At 65.0% G+C, this 274-nt stretch carries 1 protein-coding gene; it reads right to left on the bottom strand.

The annotated features are described in order from the left end of the window. Positions 1-274 (bottom strand): SPFH domain-containing protein (locus NE668_RS09785; RefSeq protein WP_256196779.1); only part of this gene is annotated, 274 nt, incomplete at both ends.

The following is a 274-nucleotide window of genomic DNA, read 5'->3' on the forward strand; positions in this document are numbered from 1 at the left end:
CTTGTCGGCATTGGCGTCCAGCTCGGTTTCCTTGACGCGCTTGTCCTTGAGCTCCAGCGTGTAGCGCATCTTCTCGGAGGCCAGCTCCTCGGCCAGCAGGCTGTCCATGCCGCGGCGGTACTCGGCGGGCAGGTCCACCTTGCCGATCTGGATGCTGCGCAGCGTGACGCCGTCGGCCGCCAGGCGCGTGCGCAGTTCGGTTTCCATGATCTGGGCGATCTCGGCACGCTTGGTCGAGAAAATCTCGCGCACGGTGTAGCGTGCGAACACCTTG

Origin of the sequence: Veillonella parvula (genome assembly GCF_024461875.1) — a bacterium.
In the GTDB taxonomy this organism is placed as follows: domain Bacteria; phylum Bacillota; class Negativicutes; order Veillonellales; family Veillonellaceae; genus Veillonella; species Veillonella parvula_I.